Below are 5,262 nucleotides of genomic sequence, written 5' to 3'. Positions count from 1 at the left end.
CTGAAGTTGGAGTGAAGGTAAAGGTTCCTGCTCCTGAAGTTCCCGTGAATTTCAAGCCTAAGCTTGTCAAGTTCGCTACTCCACTCGTAAAGTCGCCTGCTTGATTCAACACGTTGTTCACTCCTGAGCCTAATCCTGTGATTGCTCCGGTTAACGTGCTCGTTACTGTTACATTATTCGTATTGGCAGCAAAAGTTGTGACCGTATTGCCATACGCATCTTGGGCTGTCAAGGTATTCGTGCCGGTAAAGGCTGTTCCATTCGTTTGAGGACTCGCTAAGCTAACCGCCAATTTCGTCATCGTTGATGCACTCACGGCTACTGTCAATCGATCTGCTCCTGCAGCAACGATACTTCCATCTGTAACAGCCACAACAGCTGATTCCACATTGTACAGCTTCATATTTGTTGTCACACTTCCTGAGGCAAACGTCAAGGCTGTGCTCGTTCCAAAAGCAATATCTGCTGCGGAACTGTTCGTCACCTTTGGCGTTGTTACTGGGGCTGTTGAACTAGTCGCTCCTGAAAATGTTAAGTTCTTGGATCCGGTATAAGTAGTAACCGTATTTCCACTCGCATCTTTCGCGGTAATCGTAATCGAATTACTCGTTCCTGCCGTTTGAGAAGCGGAGCCTGTCACTACCAATTTCGTAGCTGCGCCTGGATTAACCGTGATACTTGAACTGGTAGCTGCTGTTCCTGAAGTTGGAGTGAAGGTAAAGGTTCCTGCTCCTGAAGTTCCCGTGAATTTCAAGCCTAAGCTTGTCAAGTTCGCTACTCCACTCGTAAAGTCGCCTGCTTGATTCAACACGTTGTTCACTCCTGAGCCTAATCCTGTGATTGCTCCGGTTAACGTGCTCGTTACTGTTACATTATTCGTATTGGCAGCAAAAGTTGTGACCGTATTGCCATACGCATCTTGGGCTGTCAAGGTATTCGTGCCTGTAAAGGCTGTTCCATTCGTTTGAGGACTCGCTAAGCTAACAGCTAATTTCGTCATCGTTGATGCACTCACCGTCACATTCAAAGTGCCTCCTGAGGTGGAGTTGATCGTTCCGTCCGTGGCATTCACTGTCGCAGCTTCTGCTTTGTACAATATCATCGAGCCTGTCGCCACACCCGCCGTAAAGGTCATGCTAGTCGCTGTACCAAAGTCAGTTCCAGCTACCGTGGGCGTTGTAGCAGGACTTGGTGAAGCTAAGGCTCCTGAGAAAGTGATGCTCTTAGCTCCTGTATACGTCGTGGCTGTATTGCCATTAGCATCTTGGGCCGTTACCGTCACCGTTTGTGACCCACCTGCGGTTTGAGTACCTGATCCCGTTACCACTAATTTGGTGGCTGCTCCTGCATTGATTGTCACACTTGAACTGGTAGCCGCTGTTCCAGTCGCAGGAGTAAAAGTGAAGGTTCCTGAACCAGAAGTTCCCGTGAATTTCAAGCCTAAGCTTGTCAAGTTCGCTACTCCACTCGTAAAGTCGCCTGCTTGATTCAACACGTTGTTCACTCCTGAGCCTAATCCTGTGATTGCTCCGGTTAACGTGCTCGTTACTGTTACATTATTCGTATTGGCAGCAAAAGTCGTGACCGTATTGCCATACGCATCTTGGGCTGTCAAGGTATTCGTTCCAGTAAAGGCTGTGCCATTCGTTTGAGGACTCGCTAAGCTAACAGCTAATTTCGTCATCGTTGATGCACTCACCGTCACATTCAAAGTGCCTCCTGAGGTGGAGTTGATCGTTCCATCACTCACATTCACCGTGGCAGCTTCGGATTTATATAAAACCATGGATGCAGAATATACTCCACCCACAAAAGTCACAATTGTAGGAGAACCAAAATTGACTCCTCCAAAAGTTGGATTCGTTGCTGGACTAGGTGAGGCTAAGGCTCCTGAAAATGATAAATTTTTGCTCCCAAAATAGGTCGTTGCTGTATTTCCACTTGCATCTTTTGCGGTTACTGTAACGGTTTGCGCTCCACCTGCCGTTTGAGAAGCGGAGCCGGTCACTACCAATTTCGTAGCTGCGCCTGGATTAACCGTGATACTTGAACTGGTAGCTGCTGTTCCTGAAGTTGGAGTGAAGGTAAAGGTTCCTGCTCCTGAAGTTCCCATGAATTTCAAGCCTAAGCTTGTCAAGTTCGCTACTCCACTCGTAAAGTCGCCTGCTTGATTCAACACGTTGTTCACTCCTGAGCCTAAACCTGTGATTGCTCCAGTTAACGTGCTCGTTACTGTTACATTATTTGTATTGGCAGCAAAAGTCGTGACCGTATTGCCATACGCATCTTGGGCCGTCAAGGTATTCGTTCCAGTAAAGGCTGTTCCATTCGTTTGAGGACTCGCTAAGCTAACAGCTAATTTCGTCATCGTTGATGCACTCACCGTCACATTCAAAGTGCCTCCTGAGGTGGAGTTGATCGTTCCGTCCGTGGCATTCACTGTCGCAGCTTCTGCTTTGTACAATATCATCGAGCCTGTCGCCACACCCGCCGTAAAGGTCATGCTAGTCGCTGTACCAAAGTCAGTTCCAGCTACCGTGGGCGTTGTAGCAGGACTTGGTGAAGCTAAGGCTCCAGAGAAAGTGATGCTCTTAGCTCCTGTATACGTCGTGGCTGTATTGCCATTAGCATCTTGGGCCGTTACCGTCACCGTTTGTGACCCACCTGCTGTCTGAGTACTTGATCCCGTTACCACTAATTTGGTGGCTGCTCCTGCATTGATTGTCACACTTGAACTTGTAGCCGCTGTTCCAGTCGCAGGAGTAAAAGTGAAGGTTCCTGCTCCTGAAGTTCCCGTGAATTTCAAGCCTAAGCTTGTCAAGTTCGCTACTCCACTCGTAAAGTCGCCTGCTTGATTCAACACGTTGTTCACTCCTGAGCCTAATCCTGTGATTGCTCCGGTTAACGTGCTCGTTACTGTTACATTATTCGTATTGGCAGCAAAAGTCGTGACCGTATTGCCATACGCATCTTGGGCTGTCAAGGTATTCGTGCCGGTGAAGGCTGTTCCATTCGTTTGAGGACTCGCTAAGCTAACAGCTAATTTCGTCATCGTTGATGCACTCACCGTCACATTCAAAGTGCCTCCTGAGGTGGAGTTGATCGTTCCATCACTCACATTCACCGTGGCAGCTTCGGATTTATATAAAACCATGGATGCAGAATATACTCCACCCACAAAAGTCACAATTGTAGGAGAACCAAAATTGACTCCTCCAAAAGTTGGATTCGTTGCTGGACTAGGTGAGGCTAAGGCTCCTGAAAATGATAAATTTTTGCTCCCAAAATAGGTCGTTGCCGTATTTCCACTTGCATCTTTTGCGGTTACTGTAACCGTTTGTGACCCACCTGCCGTTTGAGAAGCGGAGCCGGTCACTACCAATTTCGTAGCTGCGCCTGGATTAACCGTGATACTTGAACTGGTAGCCGCTGTTCCTGAAGTTGGAGTGAAGGTAAAGGTTCCTGCTCCTGAAGTTCCCGTGAATTTCAAGCCTAAGCTTGTCAAGTTCGCTACTCCACTCGTAAAGTCACCAGCTTGATTCAACACGTTGTTCACTCCTGAGCCTAATCCTGTGATTGCTCCGGTTAACGTGCTCGTTACTGTTACATTATTCGTATTGGCAGCAAAAGTCGTGACCGTATTGCCATACGCATCTTGGGCTGTCAAGGTATTCGTTCCAGTAAAGGCTGTTCCATTCGTTTGAGGACTCGCTAAGCTAACAGCTAATTTCGTCATCGTTGATGCACTCACCGTCACATTCAAAGTGCCTCCTGAGGTGGAGTTGATCGTTCCGTCCGTGGCATTCACTGTCGCAGCTTCTGCTTTGTACAATATCATCGAGCCTGTCGCCACACCCGCCGTAAAGGTCATGCTAGTCGCTGTACCAAAGTCAGTTCCAGCTACCGTGGGCGTTGTAGCAGGACTTGGTGAAGCTAAGGCTCCTGAGAAAGTGATGCTCTTAGCTCCTGTATACGTCGTGGCTGTATTGCCATTAGCATCTTGGGCCGTTACCGTCACCGTTTGTGACCCACCTGCGGTTTGAGTACCTGATCCCGTTACTACTAATTTGGTGGCTGCTCCTGCATTTACCGTAACACTGCCGCTAGTAACAGCTGTTCCAGTAACTGGTGTAAAGGTAAAAGTACCAGTACCCGAGGTTCCTGTGAAAATCATAACACTAGTCAAATTGGCAACACCGTTGACAAACCGTCCTAAAGAATTGATTACATTCCCTCCAACAAAACCTGAAATGCTTCCTGTCAAAGTGGATGTAACCGTAATATTATTCGTAGCTGCATTAAAATTCGTTACGGCATTGCCATACGCATCTTGGGCTGTCAAAGTATTCGTGCCGGTGAAAGCTGTACCATTCGTCTGAGGACTCGTTAAGCTAACTGCCAATTTTATAAATGATGATTCTCCAACTGTAACCGCTAATTGATCACCACCTGCAGATGAAATACTTCCATCTGTGGCTGAGATTAAAGCACTTTCGGCTTTATAAACGACCAAATTCGCTGTTGCTACACCATTGGTAAAAGTAAGGCTTGTTGATGAACCAAAATTTGTACCTGCTACAGTTGGTTCTGTAACTGGATTGACTGAACTGCTGGCACCTGAAAATGTAATTGATTTACTTCCTGAATAAGTAAGATCGGTATTACCGCTCGCATCTTTAGCTGTAATGGTAATTACTTGTGAACCACCTGCTGTCTGAGAATTATTTCCAGTAACGACTAACCTAGTCGCAGCACCTGCACTAATTAATACCACATCACTTCCTGTAATTCCACCCGTAGTAGAGGTAAATGTATATGTTCCAGTACCAGTAACTCCCGTATATTTAATTCCTAAACTTGTAAGATCAGCTACCCCACTGACAAAATCTCCTGCTTGGTTCAATACATTATTAACTCCTGATCCTAATCCACTAACAACACCCCCTAATGAATTAGTCACCGTTACGGCATTTGAACTGGCATCATAACTTAATACGGTATTTCCATATGCATCTTGTGCAGTAAGGGTATTGACTCCTGTCCAATTCAAACCATTGATTTGAGAAGCGGTCAAATTAAGTCCAAACTTACTAACAGCTGCTGCACTCACGGCTACTGTCAATCGATCTGCTCCAGCAGCAACGATACTTCCATCTGTAACAGCCACAACAGCTGATTCCACATTGTACAGCTTCATATTTGTTGTCACACTTCCTGAGGCAAACGTCAAGGCTGTGCTCGTTCCAAAAGCAATATCTGCTG

General features: G+C 46.7%; 1 protein-coding gene. It reads right to left on the bottom strand.

The window, feature by feature from the left end; all coding sequences use genetic code 11:
• Window positions 1-5,262: beta strand repeat-containing protein (locus EWU23_RS13670; protein WP_166233165.1), on the bottom strand; the 5,262-nt coding region annotated here is incomplete at both ends.

The sequence above is a fragment of the Aquirufa beregesia genome, assembly GCF_011090385.1.
GTDB classification, from domain to species: Bacteria; Bacteroidota; Bacteroidia; order Cytophagales; family Spirosomataceae; genus Aquirufa; species Aquirufa beregesia.
Note: the sequence above shows the minus strand (reverse complement) of the source record. Positions and strands in the feature narration are given on the sequence as shown.